Consider the following 18,394-nt stretch of genomic DNA (forward strand, 5'->3'; position numbering starts at 1 on the left):
GGGAGCAAAAATCAAGTTTTAAATGAAAGTATTAGCAAACGATGGTGTTTCGCAAAGTGGTATAGAAGCATTAGAGGAAGCAGGTTATGAAGTATTAACAACCACAGTTGCCCAAGAGCAATTAGCAAATTATATCAACCAGCATAATATAGCGGTATTATTAGTTCGTAGCGCCACAACGGTACGTCAGGATTTAATAGATAGTTGTCCATCTTTAAAAATTATTGGTCGTGGTGGTGTAGGAATGGACAATATTGATGTAGAATATGCACGCAGTAAAAATGTCCACGTCATTAATACACCAGATGCTTCATCTCACTCGGTTGCTGAACTTGTGTTTGCTCACTTATTTGGAGGCGTGCGTTTTTTACATGACTCCAACAGAAACATGCCATTGGATGGTGATTCGCAATTCAAATCCTTAAAGAAAAACTACGCTAAAGGTGTGGAACTTCGTGGTAAAACATTAGGTATTATTGGTTTTGGTCGTATTGGTCGTCAAGTTGCTAAAATAGCATTAGGCGTTGGCATGAAGGTTATTGCTAGTGATAAATATGTTGGTAAAGCTACAATAAAAGTTCAATTTTATAATGGTCAATTTATTAATGTAGAGATTAAAACGAAACCTACAACAGAAATTTTAAAACAAGCTGATTTCATTTCACTACATGTACCCGCTCAAAAAGAATATGTTATCAGTGAGAAAGAATTTAGCATTATGAAAGATGGTGTTGGAATTATTAATGCGGCTCGAGGCGGCGTTGTAGATGAAGTAGCTTTAGTCAAGGCTTTAGAGTCTGGTAAGGTTGCCTTTGCTGGTTTAGATACGTTTGAAGAAGAACCATCACCAGCCATTCAAGTTTTGATGAATGGTAGAATATCATTAACTCCGCATATTGGAGCGGCAACTAATGAAGCACAAGACAGAATTGGAACCGAACTTGCCTCGCAAATTATCAGTATATTAAAAACAGAAAAACAATAAATATTTAAATTTTTACTACCTTGAAACCCTAACATTTTAAAATATAAAAAGCATGGCAGGAATATTAGATCTATTAAATAGTGATATGGGTAAAACCATAATAAGCGGTGTTGCCGGACAATCCAAACAATCAGAAAGTAAAACACAAGATGTTTTAACCATGGCTTTACCAGTACTTATGCAAGCTATGAAACGTAATGCGGCCACACCTCAAGGTGCTGAAGGATTATTAGGCGCCTTAAATAATAGTAAACATGACGGTAGTATTCTTGTTAACCTTGGAAGTCTTTTTTCCGGTGGAGTTGATGATTCCGTAACCCATGAAGGTGATAAAATATTAAATCACGTTTTGGGTAGTAAAAAAGCCAATGTAGAAAATGCTATTGGTGCCAGAGCTGGAATTGACGCCGGGTCTGTAGCCCAAATCCTTAAAGTAGCGGCTCCAATTTTGATGGGTGTTTTAGGAAAACAAACTAGAGCGCAAAATGTAAATAGCACGTCCGGTATTGAAGGATTATTAGGAGGTCTGTTAAGCGGAAACGCCAAAGAAAATGAACAAAGCTTTTTGGAGTCTATTTTAGATGCCGATGGCGATGGTAGTATTATAGATGATGTTGCCGGAATGGTTTTAAATAGCGGTAAAAAGAAAGGTGGACTTGGCGGAATTTTAGGTGGCCTTTTTGGAAAATAATAAATCAAACCTACTATACATTAATAAGTCAGACCATAACAGTCTGACTTTTTTGTTAAAAATAACTGAACCAACCTTAAATTCTACAGAATTTCGTAATTTTAAGAAAAGTAGATTTATGAAATTGCTATATAGCATCCTAGTAATACTCTGTTTAATGGTTAGTTGTAAAACGCCTGAAACCGTTGGAAATATTTCAGAAACGGCAGTAACAGAAACTCAAGACACCATTAAGCTTGTAAATGATGAATTGGAATATGAAGTTATAATCATAGAAGCGGGATTTGATTCCTGGATGGCTAGACGTGCTAAACCTAGAAATTTTTATACCCAATCCTTTTTAGAGGCAAAAAACATCCAATATGTTACGGAATGGAATAAACGCGTGGTGTCTTCACGTTATAATCAAAATTTATACGACATGAGTATTAATTATCAACAAGGCATCAATTATGGCTTTGAGCTTAATTATTTACTCTACCACTATTTTGTTATTTTTCAAGAGAGGTATAAACAGAAATTATCCTCGCATAATCCTCAATTTTAAAGTATCTTTGCACCCAAATTTGCGGTATGAAAAAATTCAAAGAAACTTGGGAAATTCAACATAACTGGCAACTTATATTTCCTGCTTTAGGAATTATTGGCCTTCTGTATTCTTGTTTCAGACTTGCCTTTCTTTTGCCTTTATCTGAAATCCTACTTATTCAATTTGTATATACAATTATCTTATTTGTCCTTTTATTAAAAATAACCTTATGGCTGTTTACAAAACTTGAAAGTCGTTGGGAAGTTACATACCGTTGGGAAATTATTCGCATTTTCATTGTGTTTGCGGTAACAGGAAGCTCATCTTTAATCGTAGGACGACCTATAATTGAACTCATGGGAATTACTAAAGAAAACTTAAATCCACTGCTCTACTGGATTTTATTTATTATTATTGGGCTTGTTTTCTATCAAATCCTCTTGATTACATTTGGTTGGCTTTTTGGGCAGTTTAAATTTTTCTGGGAATTTGAAAAGAAAATGCTCAAACGATTTGGTTTAAAACGCTTTTTAGATTAGTGCAGGAACTTAAGAAACATACCATTTTTAAAGGATTCACAATACTTTTAGTTTGTGCTATACTCTTACCTGCTGTTGTAAAGGTTGCTCATGTTTTTGAAAACCATAAACATGAAGTCTGTATTGATAAATCGACAACGCATTTCCATACACTTGATTTAGAGTGTGAATTTTACAAATTTAAATTAGCAAATCAATTTTTTCATATTCCGGAAAACTTCAACATTTTAAATGTTACCGAGAATCATGAAGTTTCTACCTCACAATACTTTTTTTTAAGCCCATTTCAACAACTTCATTTTTCCCTTAGAGGACCACCTGTTTTAAGTTAATACCTATTTTTTATTACATTTTAACTTAATACATTATACATGAAAACAATTTTATATCTATTGTTTTTATCCATGGCATCAATAGCTATGGGTCAAAACAATATTACTGGCATCGTTACAGATGCTGAAACCGGCGAAGGTTTACCTTTCGTAAATATTTATTTTCCCCAATTAGAAAAAGGCACTACAACGGACTTTGATGGTAATTTCAACATTGAAAATTTACCGTCAGGATCATATTCATTAGTCTATTCTTTTGTAGGATATGGAACAAAATCTATGAATTTAGTTATTCCTACAACCGATACTATTTCATTAACATTATCTAGTTCAGCCATAGAAATGGAAGCGGTAATTATATCCACACCTTTCCATAAGCTTCAAAGTGATAATGTAATGAAGCTGGAGCGCCAAACTATTAAAGAATTAAAAGCTTCTGGAGCCGTTACTCTGGGCGAAGGTATTTCTAATATAGCAGGTGTTGAAGGTGTTAGCACAGGATTAGGCATTACCAAACCTGTAATTCGCGGTTTAAGTTCCAACCGTGTTCTAGTTTATACTCAAGGCGTCCGATTAGAAAATCAGCAATTTGGTGATGAACATGGACTGGGTTTAAGCGACGCTGGTGTAGAAAGTGTAGAGGTCATTAAAGGTCCCGCATCCTTACTCTATGGAAGTGATGCACTTGGTGGCGTTTTATATATTAATCCCGAAAAATTTGCGCATCAAAATTCGAGTAATGCAGACTTTGGCGGAACTTATTTCACCAATACTCAAGGTTACAGTACAAATGCTGGTTACAAAGCATCTGGCGAAGCGTTTAAGGTGTTATTTAGAGGTAGTGTTACAGAACATGCCGATTACAATACAGCCGATTATCGCGTGACCAACACACGTTTTAAAGAACAAGATTTTAAGGCGGGCCTTGGCTACCAATCTACGAACTTCAAGACAGATTTTCGTTATAATGTCAATCATTCCAAAATAGGAATTCCAGAAGGCATTGGTGAGCAATCAACTAATAAAACGCCTTTATTGCCATATCAGGAATTAACGAATCATATATTTAGTTCGCGCTCAACCGTGTTTTTTAATAATTCGAAATTGGAATTTAATTTAGGGTATATCTATAATAACCGTAACGAATTTGAAGATGAACATGATCATGATCACGACCACGATCATGAGGAAGATCACGATGAGCATGAAGACGAACATCATGACGAAGAACATGAAACCTTACATCCTGCCCTTCAAATGAAGCTTAAAACTGCTAATTATGATGTGAAATACCACTTACCTATTTTGGGTAAATTTGAAACAATTGTTGGTGTTCAAGGTATGAATCAAGTGAATACTAATTATGGTGAAGAAGAATTAATTCCAAATGCCGTTACTAATGATTTTGGTATTTTGGCCATGTCACATATTCATTTTGAAAAATTCGATATACAACTAGGTGCACGATATGACAACCGCTGGCTACAAATTGACAATAACATAAATAAAACCTTCAATAGTTTTAATGGTGCTTTTGGTGTAAAAACGAATCTTACTGAAAATATAACAGCACGTTTAAATTTGGCAACAGGTTTTAGAGCTCCTAATTTAGCTGAATTAACTTCAGATGGTGTCCATCATGGTACTAATAGATATGAAATTGGGAATATTGATTTAAATAATGAACAAAATTTTCAAACCGATTTGGCTTTAGAGTTTAAAAGCGAGCATATTGAGTTTTTTGTAAACGGTTTTTATAATCACGTAAATGATTACATCTACTTATCACCAAACGGGACATCTATAAATAACACACCTGTTTACAACTATGTTCAGGATAATTCTGCATTATATGGTGGTGAAATTGGTTTGCATTTTCATCCACACCCTTTAGATTGGCTGCACTATGAAAGTAGTTTTGAAACAGTTACCGGAAAATTAGATTCAGGTGATTATTTACCTTTAATTCCTGCAAATAGTATAAACAATACCATTCGTGTAGAATTTGATTATAAGGAAGAAACAAATATGTATGCTTTTGTTAAGCTAAAATCCGTGTTTAGCCAAGATAACGTGAGTACTTTTGAAACAGCAACCGGTAGTTACAATTTACTAAGCGCGGGGTTTGGTGGAAATATTAAAGTGTTTAATAATTATTTGTCCATCATTATTTCAGGAACTAATTTAACGGATAAAACTTATGTGAATCATCTGTCACGCTTAAAACCAGATGGTATTTTTAATATGGGACGAAATTTCAGTTTAGGACTCACCTATTCCTTATAAACTATAAAAAAAGAGTGATTATTTAATCACTCTTTTTTTTTCTTCTTCTATTAATTCTACTGATTTTTCGTCTGTAGACAAATAAAAGGTATAAAACCACATAATTGAAAACGATGGAATAATATCCACAAAAGGCAAGGCCTCTTCCACAAAGGAGAAAGCAGCTGCAATTTTACCTTTCCTACCAGCATACATCTTGCTCATTAAATATGCGGATAATGGCGCCCAAACAAAATCGAAAGGCGGAAATACGTACGACACATATCCCATGGCATCAAAAAACAAACCGACTACCAGTTTTTTTGATTTACTTAATTTTTCTAAACTCATATATTTTAACTAATTCTAATATTAGAAATGCAAATAGTATTCCAAAAATAGTATTCCTCCAAATGTCAGTCGTTTAACGAATAACTCTAATTCATTAATTGTGTTAAAAAAGTAATAATATAAAGACTAGAAACGTAAACAATTCGTAATTAAAACCCTGTTTTTAACGTTTAATTATGATTCTTTTTTTAATTAAGCCGTTTAGATTTGCAGCCAAAGTGTAACAACTTTAATTTTTTGTAGTCTATAAAACTATAAAATCAATCATCCAAAAACCACATGAAAAGCAGGCTGTTTCTTTTAGTATTCTCATTTTGCTATATAATCACCTTTGCGCAAGAGAAGAAAACCTTAAATATAACACGAACAACCTCCGCACCAAAAATTGATGGTATTCTGGATGATGAATCGTGGAAAAATGTAGAAGAAGCCAAAGATTTCATTCAGTTTGATCCAGAAATGGGTGTAAAAGAAACGCATGAAACCCGTACCGTTGTAAAAATAACTTATGATGATGATGCTATTTATGTTGGCGCTTATTTATATGATAATCCCAAAGATATTATGCGTCAATTAACCCGTCGTGATGACTTTGGTCAATCTGATTTTTTCGGATTTATTTTAAATCCAAATAACGACGGACAAAATAATACTGAATTTTTTGTTTTCAGTTCTGGCGTTCAAGCAGATGCAATTGAATCGCCAGGAATTGGTGAGGATTTTGGATGGAATGCTGTGTGGGAAAGTGCGGTGAAAATTGTAGATGATGGTTGGATTGTTGAAATGAAAATACCATACAGAACCTTACGTTTTTCTAACCAAGAAGTTCCAACTTGGGGTTTACAAATTCATAGACATTATCGAAGGAATCGTTCCCAGTTTACATGGAACCCAATTAATGTTACTAAAGGAAATGTAGGAATATACAACGGTCAATTAAAAGGTTTAACCAATTTAGATCCGCCAACAAGACTTACATTCTATCCGTTTGTATCAGGAATTGTTAATACCTATGATGGAGACACAGAAACTCAATTCAATGCCGGAATGGATTTAAAATATGGTATCACCGAAAATTTTACGTTGGATGCTACATTAATACCAGACTTCAGTCAAGCCGGTTTTGATCGAGTGGAATTAAATCTAGGCCCTTTTGAACAAACCTTTTCTGAACAGCGTCAGTTTTTTTACGGAAGGCGTGGATCTTTTTACAAAAGGCGACTTATTCTTCTCGCGGCGTGTTGGAAATGAACCTTCAGGTTCGGTATCATTAGGTCCAAATGAAGAGGTTCAAGATTATCCAAGTCAAACCAAGGTTTTAAACGCCCTAAAAGTATCCGGAAGAACAAAAAACGGTTTAGGTGTTGGGGTTTTTAATGCTATTACGGAAAAAACATATGCTAAAGTTACCAATTTAGACACCTACACTAGTCGTAAAGAATTGGTAGAACCACTTGCAAATTATAATATTTTAGTGGTGGATCAACAATTTAATCAAAACTCATCTGTTAGTATAATAAATACCAACGTTACTAGAAATGGCCATTTTCGGGATGCCAATGTTACTGGCCTTTTAGCAGATTTAACCACCAAGAAAAACACCTATAATTTGGAAGCCGAATTAAAAATGAGTAACGTTAATTTGAAGTCTGGTACGGAGACAGGATATAGTTATACCTTAGAATTAGCCAAAGTTTTTGGAAATTGGCAATATTGGGTTGGACATGAATTTGCGGATGACACATATGATATCAATGATTTAGGTCTTCAGTTTAGAAACAATTTCAGCAATTTTGGTGTGGAAGCGTCTTATCGCACATTTGAACCAACAAGTAATTTCCTCCGATATAATTTTAATACATGGATAGACTATAACCGTTTATCAAACCCTAGTACATATACAGGAAGTACCATTGGCGCTTCTTTTTCTGCTCAATTAAAAAGCTTACACGGTTTTGGTGGAAATGTAAATTTTCAACCTGGAAAACAATACGATTATTTTGAGCCTCGTGCCGAAGGACGCTATTTTGTTTATGAAAACCGGTTAAATGGAAATGTTTGGATTTCTTCAAATTATAATAAAAAGTTTGCTATTGATGCCAATATTGGAGGTGCTACGTTTTTTGAAGATGGCAGAGAAACAAACAATATTTGGTTTGGCATTAGTCCGCGATTAAAATTAAACGATAAATTATTACTTATTTATTCTTTTGATTATGATAAAATTAATGGTGATCGTGGTTATGCAGATAATACAGCAGATGCTATTGTTTTTGGAAATCGGGATCAAAAAACAATGGTAAATAGTATTACGGGTTCTTATAGTTTTAATCCGTTCCATTCACTAAATCTAACATTTAGAAATTATTGGAGTACAGTTCTTTATGATGATAACATCTACCTATTACAAGAGGATGGCGGTTTACTGGAGACAAACGTTTCCTTTGAAGACGCAGGATTAGATGATCCTAATATTAACTTTAGTACTTGGAATTTAGACTTAAGTTATTCGTGGCAGTTTGCTCCTGGAAGCTTTTTAACGGCTTTGTATAGAAATCAGTTATTTAATTACGATTCAGAAGCGGAACTTAACTTTACAAATAATTTTGACAGACTACTAAATCAGCCTATTCAAAATTCATTTTCGTTAAAAGTTCAATACTTTATTGATTACAATAATGTGAAGAAAGTTTTCAACAAGAAATCAAATTCATAATTGTAAAGCGTTATTTAAAGTATTACATTGCTTGTTCATTTTACAGCAATGATTTCAGCAAAAAATATTCATAAATACTACGAAGATTTACACGTTTTAAAAGGTGTTGAATTACATATAAAAGCAGGCGAAATAGTTTCTATTGTTGGTGCATCAGGCGCTGGAAAAACAACGCTTCTTCAAATATTAGGCACGCTAGATAAACCGTCAAAAAAAGAAGATTTCACCTTTGCTATTAACAATACTGACATCAGTAGTTTATCTGAAAAAGGATTAGCAAAATTTCGAAATGAAGAAATTGGATTCATCTTTCAATTTCATCAATTATTACCAGAATTTACAGCCATTGAAAATGTGTGTATTCCGGCCTACATTAAAAAAACCAATAAAGCTGCTGCCGAAAAACGCGCAACCGAATTATTAGATTTTTTAGGATTAAAAGATCGTGCACAACACAAACCCAATGAACTTTCTGGAGGCGAGCAGCAACGGGTTGCCGTAGCTCGTGCGTTAATTAACAATCCTAAAATTATTTTTGCTGATGAACCATCCGGAAATTTAGATTCCGAATCGGCTGAAAACTTACATAATCTATTTTTTAAATTACGGGACGAATTTGGACAAACCTTCGTTATTGTTACACATAATGAAGAGTTAGCTAATATGGCAGACCGTAAATTAACCATGGTTGATGGTCGCATAGTATGTGGTCATTAAAAATGCATCTGTCATTTTGGGAGATACAACTTGCCAAAATGCCTTTTTTATGATAAGTTTATAATGCACTAAACCGGTTGTCATAAATATGCTATTAATACTCCTTTCTTGGATTTACATCATTTTCATAAGTATCATTTTTGGTGTAAGCCTGAATCGAGTTTTAAGAATAAAAGCATGTAATTTTATCATTACCATATTTCATGGATTATTTGGTATCATGCTCTTTACAGGGTTTTGGGCTATTGGATTTCCTGTAAATGTTAACTATCATGTTGCTTTAATACTAATATCCTGTGTTTTACTAGGTCTTAATTTAAAATATATAAAGGCCCTTTTAAAGAGTTTCGTTCTTGAATTTAAAGGCTTATCCGTTTTTTTTAAGAGTTTATTAGCAGTAATTACAATCCTCATTTTAGCACAATGCGCTTCTGCTCCATTATTAGTGGATAATGAAACCTATTATATTCAAACCATTGCTTGGCTCAATAATTACGGTTTTGTAAAAGGGTTGGTGAATTTACATTTATTTCTAGGACAAACTTCCGGTTGGCATATTCTACAAAGTGCCTTTAGCTTCAGTTTCTTAACCAATTCTCTTAACGATTTAAGCGGTTTAGCTTTACTCCTAGCAAATGTTTACGCCATCGTAAACATAAATACTTATTGTAAATCCGGCATTCCCCCTAAAAGATATTTGCTTATTGGATTATTTCCTATTGTAAACCTCCTACTCTTCCAATTCATAAGCGCACCATCGCCAGATTTAGCCATTTATGTGCTTTCGGTAATTAGTTTTTATCAATTTATTACTACCTATGGCGAATACCAAAAAGATGTGTTTCTATCCCTCACCCTATTAACAGTATTTATGGTGTGCATCAAACTTACAGCTTTACCATTTATACTGTTCCCAATTGCTGTTTATGCGAAATTTTATAAACAAACACGATTTTTAAACGTAAGTATATTTTCGATTTTAGGAGTTTCAAGCTGCCTGTTAATCCTTAAAAATACTATCCTTACCGGAAATCCATTGTATCCTGTTTTAGGGCTTGATAGCCTTAAATTAGATTGGCATCTTCCTGAAACTATTGCCATTTATTTTAAAGAGTATGGTTTGGCTTATGGTTATCAAATGACTCCGGACGTTTTTGCCAAAACATCTTTAATAGAGCGTATGAAGCACTGGCTATTTGCCTCTGGAATTCATGGCATATTTAATAAGATATTAATAATTCTTTTAGTTATTTTACCGTTTATCATTAAAAAATGGTTTCACCAAAAAGGCTATTGGGTTTTCTATATCATGCTTGTTGCAACTATGATTATTTTATGGAACACATCACCACAATACCGCTTCTTTTTACCATTTATATTAATATCCGGTTTAATGATTTTAAGTATTTTTAAATTAAAGAGGAGTATTATTAAAACTCTATTTGTTTTTAGCACGATGATGGCTTTTATCGCTGTATTTATCCCGATAAATAAGCAAGCTTTAACAAATAATACACAACATCAACAAACTTCCATATTTAAAACAGCGTATATTCTCCTACCCCATAATAACAGCAAATTTCTAGTTAAATATGACACTAAAACAATTGGAAACACAACTATTAACACGCCAAAAAACACGAGTTTTTTCTGGGAAACAGGTGGTACGCCAATACCAGCTGTTAGCAGCCCACAATTAAACTATTTTAAGAACAACTTTTCAGTTGTACCACAGTTGCGAACCGAAGATCTTAAAGATGGTTTCTACAGCCAAATAATTTTAGACAAATAAATTAGAGTAACTAGCGATATTCTGGATTTTCAAAATCCCAACGTCTTCCATCATCCCAATCCTCGCGAGAATTTCCATAATTAGGATATCCATTTTGTGCTTTCAACATAGTGGCTAAATGCAACAAATTATAGGTCATAAATGTCGTATTTCTATTAGTGAAATCGCTATCAAAACCAACTGGCGGATTTATTTTTTCATCTTGCCATTCTGTATCACCATAACTTGGACCAGGGCCTACTTCACCAATCCAACCACAATCAGCTTGTGGTGGTATGGAATATCCAACATGTTGCATGGCGTATAAAATACCCATAGCACAATGTTTTACGCCATCTTCATTTCCTGTAATCATACAACCACCAACCTTTCCGTAAAAAATATATTGACCTTTGTCATTGGTTTTACTGCTCATGGCATATAATCGCTCAATGAGTTTTTGTGCTTCCGACGATTTTTCACCTAACCAAATGGGTGTTCCAATAATGAGAATATCAGCGTCCATTACTTTTTTAAATAATTCTGGCCAAACATCGGTTTTCCATCCATGTTCTGTCATGTCGGGATAAATACCAACCGCAACATTTTCATCAATAAAACGAATAACGTCCGTTTTTACCCCTTCTTTATCCATGATGCTTTTGGAGACATTAATAAGGGTTTCAGTATGGCTTTTTTGTGGAGACTTTTTTAAAGTGCAATTAATAAATAAAGCTTTTAAACCCTGGAAATCTGGTTTTTTCATAAAATTAACTTTTTTAAAAGGTACAAAACGTTTTGGAATTCTAATCAAAAGCGTGGTTTCACGTACTGAAACGTCCTAATCACGCATTCTCATTAGAAAACGTCTCAAATAACAAATAACTTGTTCTGTATCACGAAACCTTAAAGAATGCTGTTAGTTTGACCCTAATTTCTGTTAATTAGGAACGAATCAAATTCTTAATAATGTGAGAGTCTACGCCTTATTAAGTATTGGCAATCCGTCAATAGACGAAAAATTCTTTAAGGTTTTTATTTCAAACTGTTTAGAATAAAATCGATTGTTGTATTGGTGTTTTTATTAGTACGATAAGATTCTGTATAATGCTTGGAAGTTACGGCCAATCCTAATTTTTGTAATCTGTAAATAGCATCTGAATACTCCAAGGTTACCTTTCCTGTTAACAGCACATCTAAATCACCATCATTTTGGGCGTATTGATAAACCTTTTTTAATCCAGACAAATACAAATGGTCTTTCGTAAAACCACCTCCCCTATGTACGCGCAATGTAATGGTAAATGCACTATCGCGTGGCACTTTATATTGATTGTGAAGCAAATCAAATGTATCTGCAAAACTGTAGCCTTTTGCTAACGAGTCGGCTGCAATAACACGATACGCTAATTCTTTTAAACGTTTCATGGTTAAACATCCTGACATATATTCCGCATAAACCGCTAAGCCTTCTTGAGTTTCTACATTATTTGGAAAACCACTTGAAAATATTTTTAAGGGCTGACTTAATCCATTAAACGTCGTTACCATGTGCACACCAACTTCGTGATTTGCAAGTACTTCTAACTGATTTTTACTAAACTTATGATTTTTCTTAAGCAATAAGGTTTGCGTATTATTCTGAACCATGGCTGCTGCCGAAATATTAGTAGAAAATTTCAGATGATATTTAAAATCGTAACGCTTGGAAAAATCTTCAAAATAAGTTTGGGCTTCCTGAACACTGTATTTAGATATTAAATCCTCGGAAGGTTCATCATCATCAAAACGCAAAATAAACTTGGCGTTTTCGATGTCTTTTTCCGTTGGAGTTCCAAAACTCTTTAAACTATTAAAGTAAAATTTTCGACCTTGATTTATGGTGTCAATACATTCTATTTTTCCAGAATACTCATAAATTATATCTTCATAAAGCTGTCTGATGTCTAAATCTTCAATGCGTTCCAGACGTTGTGAAAAGAACAATCTATGAAGTTTATAGCCGTTAAACTTCACTTTAGGATATTTAAAATTTGGCTCGTAATTATATTTTGAAGTGAAAAATTGCTTTTTTTCACTTTCAATATTTAAAGGGTTTATATAGTTAAGTAATTCTATCTTTTTTACCAATCTGTTTAAATTGGTATCTATATCAAATAAATCTTGGTAATCGTTCGTCATAATGCGTATTCAGTTTATTTTAAATATACTTCAAAAAATTAGAAGCTTGCTCTGGAATGTGCGTTTCTAATTGATCTGCAACCGCTTCCACAACTTCAGGGTAAATAACTTGATGATACTCATCACCATAAATTTTAGCAATTTCTGTGGCGAGAACTAGTGTGTTTTTAAAACTATGAGTAATGTATTTTAAGAAATAACCATTCCCTTGAAAGGTATCATTAACTTTTGCCGTTTGTGCAATTTTATGAGGAAGTTGAATTTGTGATAAGCGATTTCTCCATGCTTCCACCAAAGTCCCAAAACGTTTATTATCAATATTACGCGTTCCTAAATTCCAAGTTGGGACTTCCCGGTCCCAACGTTGCCAATTGTAGCTATGCATATCAAAAACAATACAACCGTTGTATTTTTCTTCTATCTTCTTTATTAATGCCGAAACCACTTTATAAAAATTAGCGTGCTTTTGTAAACTTTTGACCTTCATTGCTTCTGGGAGTGGCTGTTTCCATAGTTGTTTTCCCCAAGCAGTTTCAAAAATGGCTTCTTCCGGTGGCCGATTTAAGTCGTATTCAAAACGCGAATCGCATCCCGCAATAACAATAGGATGTGTTGCAATCATGGCCTTCGTTGCAGGATCTTCCTCGTACCAACGCTCATATTCCGTGTGCAAACAATTCTCCCAAAGTTCTGTTCTAAACTGATGACCATCGTGAATGGCCGAACATACATAATGAACGTAAGAATCTATTTTTAAAGTGAAGGAATAATCATCGGAAACAGCATAAAAACGTTCTTCATGTTCTATTTTTTTGATGATGGCTTCAATTGATAATTTTTCCATATCGCATTTTATTCTGGTATTAAACTTCCCCATTCTGTCCAAGAACCATCATATATCACCAAGTTGTGATAACCAGCCAGTTCTGCGCCTAGTGCTAAAACACAAGCGGTTATTCCTGATCCACAAGAAAACGTAAGCGCATCATGTGGTTTAGCTATTTTAGAAAAAATAGTCCGTAATTCACTTTCAGATTTCATAATTCCTGAATCTAATAAGCTTTCATAAGGTATATTTACAGAACTCGGTATCGATCCACGACGCAAACCTACACGTGGTTCACGGACCAAGCTTTCAAACCGTAACTCCGAACGTGCATCTACAACTAATCGTTGATTCAATTGAACGTTTTGCTGCATATCGTCAAAAAACACCATATGATTTTGGGGTTTTTCCGCTTGAAAATCACCTATACTTTTGACAGATTCATAATTGTTTAAAACTTCAAATCCTGCTGTTTTCCACGCTGGTAATCCACCATTTAAAACTGAAACATTATGAAAACCAAAGGCTTTAAACAACCACCAAACACGCGCGCTTGAATAGATACCATTATCATCATACACAACGAGAGTGCTATTTTGTTGAATACCTAATTGTTGAGCTTCATGTTGAAATTGTTCTAATGTTGGAAATGTGGTTGGAAATGGCGCAGATACATCACTAAATTTTTGTTTTAAATTGAAAAACAAGGTGTTTGGAATGACTTCCTTTTTATGAACTACATCATCTAACTCTGAAACTTTTGGAATGGTTGCATCTAAAACAATAAGGTTAGAAGCATCTAAATGATTATGCAACCAATTTACAGAAACTAACGGTTTTTTAAGAGGTGAAAGTAACATAATGAGCGTGTTTTTAACTAAAGCTAGTTAAGCATCTTCAACCGTTTTACGCAAACGCGATCTCCGATTAAACGCTTCTACATTATCCAGTACTTTACTTTCTAGAAAATCGATAACCTTCTCTTCTACCCGATATTTGTTCTTATAAACTTTGTTGATATACGTTATTCCACCTGGCGACATCACATTTACTTCCACCAGCTTTCCTCCTATAACATCAATACCAACAAAATACAGACCATCTTTAACTAATTTAGGTCCAATTTGTTTACACAAAGCTTTTTCAGCTTTTGTCAATGTATGTTTTTGAACCGATCCGCCAGCAGACACATTAGAACGATGATCATCTGAGCCGGGAACGCGCTTCATAGCACCAATGGGTTCACCATTGAGCATTAAAATGCGCACATCGCCTTCATCTGCACCTTCAATATAATCTTGAAGAATAACATAATTGGAAGTTCCATCACTACTATTTATATAAAAATCTAAAAGTGAATTAATATTGCTCATGGCCGATTTCTCTATAAGAATCACACCCGATCCACCAAAACCATTCAACGGTTTGATAATCATTTTATCAGCTTTGGATTCCTTAATTTGTCGGACTAAATAGTTCTTATTTTTAGATACGTGTGTATTTGGAATAATATTGCTGTGTGCATCACCAAAAGCCGCTGTATATAGCTTGTTATTCGCTTCACGCATGCCTTCTAAAGAATTAATAATAAAGACATCATCCTTAACCGAATCTAAAAAATTAAGCATAATTGGATCTAAAGGTGGATTTGCGCGAAAGAAAATAGCATCAAAACCAGCAAGCGGTAACATTTCTTCACGTAAAACGGCTTTTTTATAAAAGGCTTTTAAGGAAGCCGGTACTTTCTCCATTCGGTTAATTACGGTACAAAAAGCATTTGTAACGCTATTACGAATTGTTAAATTTGCAGGTGAACATAGTGCTACACCATGGCCTCGCTTTACACATTCTTTTATCAAAGCGAGACTGGTATCATTTTCTGGGTCTATTTTCTCCCAAGGATACATTAAAAAACACACATTCATAAGCGTTACTTTACATTAATTAGTTACTAAAAAAAGGCAGTAAATCAATTTTTACTTATTTTTTCGGGCATAATTATCATCCCAATTTTTAACGTTGGGATCACCAAGTTTTCCAACAGATTTAGCCACTATCATAGAAACAGCTGCATCACCCGTAATATTTACTGTGGTTCGGCACATATCAAGCGGTCTATCCACGGCAAAAATTAAAGCCAATCCGGCTTCTGGAATTCCAGCTTGAGCTAAAACTATGACGAGCATGACCATTCCTGCGCCAGGTACAGCAGCACTACCAATTGAGGCCAAAGTTGCTGTAGCAATAATCCCTAATTGCACACCAAAACTTAAATCCATACCAAAAGCTTGCGCAATAAAAACAGCTGCTACGGCTTGGTATAAACTGGTTCCATCCATATTGATGGTTGCTCCAATAGGTAATACAAAGCTGGTAACTTCTTCATCAACGCCTAAATGCTCTTCAACACGTTCCATAGTTACAGGTAAGGTAGCGGCACTACTACTGGTTGAAAAACCTAATAATTGTGCAGGCGCTATTCCATTAAAGAAAAACTTCGGTGTTCGTTTAGTTATAACAAAAACTAAAGCGGCATAAACAGCCATCATAAGCGCTAAACCTAAAATGACACAGAATGCGTACCAGCCAAGGGCTTTAAATAAATCGGCACTAGGCGCTTCTACTACTAAAGCTGCTAATAGAGCAAAAACCCCATAAGGAGCGGCAAGCATTATTAAATCAATTAGCTTGAGTATTACTTCATTAAAACTATCAAAAAATTGTTTTACAGGCTCTGATTTTTCTTCTGGAATTAATATCAATCCTAATCCAAATAGAATAGCAAAGAAAATAACCTGTAGCATGTTGCCATTATCACTGGCTGCTTGGAAAATATTGCTTGGTACTAAATCCTCTAAAGCTTGCAAAGGTCCCGCATTTTTTTGCTTTTCAGCATCGGCAATTTTACCTTCAGCATCAGACTTATAACTCTCTACGAGTTCGGTTCGGGTTTCTTCGGAAATAGATTTACCAGGCTGAATGATGTTCACCACAGCTAAACCTATTGATACGGCTATGAGCGTCGTAACAATATAAATTCCAATGGTTCTGCCTCCCATTTTCGATAATTTGGAAATATCCTTTAAATCTGAAACACCTTTAATTAAGGATGCTAATATTAAAGGAACGGCAATAAGTTTCAATAAATTGATAAAAATTGTTCCGAAAGGTTTAACCCAATCCGTTATTATTTGGCTTCCAAATTCGAATTTGGACATAATTAAGGCGAAAGCAACACCTAAAACCATTCCGAGTATAATTTGCCAATGTAATGCGAGTTTCTTCATAAATCGTTAATCTAAATCGTTATAGTTTTACTGTATTAATATACTTTATTTAAGAGAAAATAATCCGCTAAAACCAATGCTGCCATAGCTTCAACAATGGGTACTGCTCTTGGAACAACACATGGATCATGGCGTCCTTTTCCTTGCATGTCCACTAGTTCTCCACTTGAATTTAAAGCTTCTTGTTTCTGAATAACCGTTGCTACAGGTTTGAAGGCCACACGGAAATAAATATCCATGCCATTACTAATACCTCCTTGAATACCGCCAGATAAGTTGGTTTTTGTAGAACCATCCGCATTAAATAAATCGTTATGTTCGGTACCGGTCATTTTTGCACCACAAAAACCACTGCCATATTCAAAACCTTTTACGGCGTTTATGGACAACATGGCTTTACCTAATTCAGCATGAAGCTTGTCAAAAACAGGTTCACCTAAACCTATAGGTACATTTTGTAAAACGCAGGTTATGGTTCCTCCTATCGTATTACCTTCTTTTCGGATGGCTTTAATTTTATCAATCATCCGGTCTGCGGTAACGGCATCTGGACAACGGATGGCATTGGATTCAATTTTCGAAAAATCTAAATCCTGATATGGTTTTTCTAAAAATATATCCCCTACAGATGATGTATAGGCATGAATTTTCACCGATTTCAAAACTTGTTTAGCTAAAGCTCCCGCCACTACTCGAGAAGCGGTTTCTCGTGCTGAACTACGACCACCACCACGATAATCCCGAATACCATATTTTTTATCATATGTATAATCCGCGTGACTTGGGCGGTAAACATCCTTGATATGAGAATAATCTTTGGATTTCTGATTCGCATTTTGAATAGTAAACCCAATTGGTGTCCCCGTTGTTTTGCCTTCAAAAATTCCAGATAGAAATTCAACCGTATCCGGTTCTTTACGTTGAGTGACGATTTCAGATTGACCAGGTTTTCGTCTGTTTAACTCTTGTTGAATAGCATCAAAATCGACTTCCAATCCAGGAGGACAACCATCAATAATTCCACCGATGGCTAGGCCGTGCGACTCGCCAAATGTTGTTAATTTAAATAAATTTCCGAAGGAATTTCCTGCCATACAACCAATTTTTTGTAGCTAATGTAATTGTATTATCACAGAAACAAAAATGGATTTTTAATTAGCTGCCAAATTTATTTCCCTTTTTATAAAGAAACCATAATCAACTC

17 protein-coding genes are annotated in these 18,394 nt (G+C 34.5%); 9 read left to right on the forward strand and 8 right to left on the reverse strand.

The window, feature by feature from the left end:
* Positions 1 to 22 precede the first annotated feature (22 nt).
* From ACFPH8_RS07540 to ACFPH8_RS07560, 5 genes are all read left to right on the forward strand, one after another.
* Positions 23 to 985, forward strand: coding sequence for a D-2-hydroxyacid dehydrogenase (locus ACFPH8_RS07540; protein ID WP_248399442.1), 963 nt, complete (start codon positions 23 to 25; stop codon positions 983 to 985).
* Positions 986 to 1,037: 52 nt separating this feature from the next.
* Positions 1,038 to 1,676: a DUF937 domain-containing protein gene (locus ACFPH8_RS07545; RefSeq protein WP_376859815.1), complete on the forward strand. Its 639-nt coding sequence runs from the start codon at positions 1,038 to 1,040 to the stop codon at positions 1,674 to 1,676.
* A 118-nt stretch (positions 1,677 to 1,794) separates the two neighbouring features.
* Positions 1,795 to 2,223: a DUF6146 family protein gene (locus ACFPH8_RS07550; RefSeq protein WP_376859817.1), complete on the forward strand. Its 429-nt coding sequence runs from the start codon at positions 1,795 to 1,797 to the stop codon at positions 2,221 to 2,223.
* A gap of 26 nt (positions 2,224 to 2,249) precedes the next feature.
* Positions 2,250 to 2,744, forward strand: a complete 495-nt coding sequence (locus tag ACFPH8_RS07555) for a DUF6787 family protein (RefSeq protein ID WP_376859819.1) — start codon at positions 2,250 to 2,252, stop codon at positions 2,742 to 2,744.
* A gap of 371 nt (positions 2,745 to 3,115) precedes the next feature.
* Positions 3,116 to 5,362, forward strand: coding sequence for a TonB-dependent receptor (locus tag ACFPH8_RS07560; RefSeq protein WP_376859821.1), 2,247 nt, complete (start codon positions 3,116 to 3,118; stop codon positions 5,360 to 5,362).
* Between the two features lie 18 nt (positions 5,363 to 5,380).
* On the opposite strand, the gene ACFPH8_RS07565 is transcribed toward ACFPH8_RS07560, so the two are convergent.
* Entirely contained in the window at positions 5,381 to 5,692 is a 312-nt protein-coding gene (locus tag ACFPH8_RS07565) for a hypothetical protein (protein WP_248399432.1), read from the reverse strand.
* Positions 5,693 to 5,971: 279 nt separating this feature from the next.
* Here ACFPH8_RS07565 and ACFPH8_RS07570 point away from each other — a divergent pair, with 279 nt between their 5' ends.
* The 4 genes from ACFPH8_RS07570 (at position 5,972) to ACFPH8_RS07585 (ending at position 10,917) form a co-directional block, all read left to right on the forward strand.
* Positions 5,972 to 6,943, forward strand: coding sequence for a carbohydrate binding family 9 domain-containing protein (locus tag ACFPH8_RS07570; RefSeq protein WP_376859823.1), 972 nt, complete (start codon positions 5,972 to 5,974; stop codon positions 6,941 to 6,943).
* The gene (locus ACFPH8_RS07575) at positions 6,846 to 8,408 is read left to right on the forward strand and encodes a DUF5916 domain-containing protein (RefSeq protein ID WP_376859825.1); all 1,563 of its coding nucleotides are present in this window, start codon (positions 6,846 to 6,848) and stop codon (positions 8,406 to 8,408) included. Before ACFPH8_RS07570 ends, ACFPH8_RS07575 begins: the two co-directional genes overlap by 98 nt.
* Positions 8,409 to 8,456: 48 nt before the next feature.
* Positions 8,457 to 9,125, forward strand: a complete 669-nt coding sequence (locus ACFPH8_RS07580) for an ABC transporter ATP-binding protein (RefSeq protein ID WP_376859827.1) — start codon at positions 8,457 to 8,459, stop codon at positions 9,123 to 9,125.
* 88 nt (positions 9,126 to 9,213) lie between these two features.
* The gene (locus tag ACFPH8_RS07585; protein ID WP_376859829.1) at positions 9,214 to 10,917 is read left to right on the forward strand and encodes an LIC_10190 family membrane protein; all 1,704 of its coding nucleotides are present in this window, start codon (positions 9,214 to 9,216) and stop codon (positions 10,915 to 10,917) included.
* A gap of 10 nt (positions 10,918 to 10,927) precedes the next feature.
* On the opposite strand, the gene ACFPH8_RS07590 is transcribed toward ACFPH8_RS07585, so the two are convergent.
* The 7 genes from ACFPH8_RS07590 to aroC form a co-directional block, all read right to left on the reverse strand.
* A complete protein-coding gene (locus tag ACFPH8_RS07590) occupies positions 10,928 to 11,662 on the reverse strand; it encodes a flavodoxin family protein (RefSeq protein WP_376859831.1) in 735 nt (244 codons plus the stop codon).
* 269 nt (positions 11,663 to 11,931) lie between these two features.
* Positions 11,932 to 13,077, reverse strand: coding sequence for a flavohemoglobin expression-modulating QEGLA motif protein (locus ACFPH8_RS07595; RefSeq protein ID WP_376859833.1), 1,146 nt, complete (start codon positions 13,075 to 13,077; stop codon positions 11,932 to 11,934).
* A gap of 19 nt (positions 13,078 to 13,096) precedes the next feature.
* The gene (locus tag ACFPH8_RS07600) at positions 13,097 to 13,921 is read right to left on the reverse strand and encodes an N-formylglutamate amidohydrolase (protein WP_376859835.1); all 825 of its coding nucleotides are present in this window, start codon (positions 13,919 to 13,921) and stop codon (positions 13,097 to 13,099) included.
* Between the two features lie 8 nt (positions 13,922 to 13,929).
* The gene (locus tag ACFPH8_RS07605; RefSeq protein WP_376859837.1) at positions 13,930 to 14,763 is read right to left on the reverse strand and encodes a sulfurtransferase; all 834 of its coding nucleotides are present in this window, start codon (positions 14,761 to 14,763) and stop codon (positions 13,930 to 13,932) included.
* 27 nt (positions 14,764 to 14,790) lie between these two features.
* Entirely contained in the window at positions 14,791 to 15,828 is a 1,038-nt protein-coding gene (gene gshB, locus ACFPH8_RS07610; RefSeq protein WP_248399416.1) for a glutathione synthase, read from the reverse strand.
* A gap of 51 nt (positions 15,829 to 15,879) precedes the next feature.
* Positions 15,880 to 17,190 (reverse strand): dicarboxylate/amino acid:cation symporter, encoded by a 1,311-nt coding sequence (locus ACFPH8_RS07615; protein WP_376859840.1) that lies wholly within the window; start codon positions 17,188 to 17,190, stop codon positions 15,880 to 15,882.
* 35 nt (positions 17,191 to 17,225) lie between these two features.
* A complete protein-coding gene (gene aroC, locus ACFPH8_RS07620) occupies positions 17,226 to 18,284 on the reverse strand; it encodes a chorismate synthase (RefSeq protein ID WP_376859842.1) in 1,059 nt (352 codons plus the stop codon).
* Positions 18,285 to 18,394 lie beyond the last annotated feature (110 nt).

The organism is Bizionia hallyeonensis (genome assembly GCF_042657385.1).
Classification (GTDB): domain Bacteria; phylum Bacteroidota; class Bacteroidia; order Flavobacteriales; family Flavobacteriaceae; genus Algorimicrobium; species Algorimicrobium hallyeonense.